We start from the raw sequence: 808 nt of genomic DNA, 5'->3' as shown, positions 1-808 counted from the left end.
TGGCTCTGTCACAGGAACTTGGTTGGGCCCAAGTAAAGCCCCGCAAGCCTCGACCTCTCAGGCCGCGACTGTCGCCTGATGCCAATGGTTTGCCACCTCTGTTCTGAAGAGGCGCAGAGTCCGGCGGGAGATCAGATGGCGCTGGAGGTTAAAGGTGTTGTAAACGGCGGAATGGGTGGAGAGAAAGCGCTGAGCTGATCCAGGCGACTTGAAGCCCTGCATCTTTCGCTCTCGTCGTCGCACCACCTGATGCGAATTCTCGGCGCGGTTGTTCTTGCGTAGGCCCTGCTCATGATGGGCGGAAAGCCCCAACTCCCGTCCGGCTGCTCCGTAGGACGGCAGCTTGTCGGTTACCAGTACGCTCGGAGCAACGCCCTGTTTCTTGAGCAGCTTGCGCATGAGCTTCAGGGCGGCGGCCTTATCCCTGCGGGACTGTACGAGAATGTCCAGGATCTTGCCCTCGCTATCCACGGCTCGCCACAGATACAGGCGTCGACCTTGGATGGCGATCACCATCTCGTCCAAGTGCCAGGTTCCAGTAGGTCTGGGTCGCAGGCGACGCAGGTTGTGGGCAAAGGCTGGTCCGAATTTGAGCACCCACTGCCGGATCGTCTCGTAGGAAACCTCCAGCCCTCGCTCAGCCAGGAGTTCTTCCACGTCGCGATAGCTGAGGGTAAAACGAAGATAGAGCCAGATCGCCTGCTGGATGATCTCAGGCGGGAACTGGTGGCGAGCATAGGAGATGAGTTGCATCCCCCTGCCCTACCATGCATCAGCCCGACCCGTTAGCCGTTCCCGTGACAATGCC

1 protein-coding gene is annotated in these 808 nt (G+C 59.8%); it reads right to left on the bottom strand.

Annotated elements, in window-relative coordinates; translation table 11 throughout:
- Positions 1 to 57 precede the first annotated feature (57 nt).
- Complete coding sequence (locus tag DC522_RS33845; RefSeq protein WP_116532736.1) at positions 58 to 753, bottom strand: IS6 family transposase; 696 nt, start codon at positions 751 to 753, stop codon at positions 58 to 60.
- Positions 754 to 808: the final 55 nt, after the last annotated feature.

The sequence above is a fragment of the Microvirga sp. KLBC 81 genome, from assembly GCF_003075415.1.
Lineage (GTDB): Bacteria > Pseudomonadota > Alphaproteobacteria > Rhizobiales > Beijerinckiaceae > Microvirga.
Note: the sequence above shows the minus strand (reverse complement) of the source record. Positions and strands in the feature narration are given on the sequence as shown.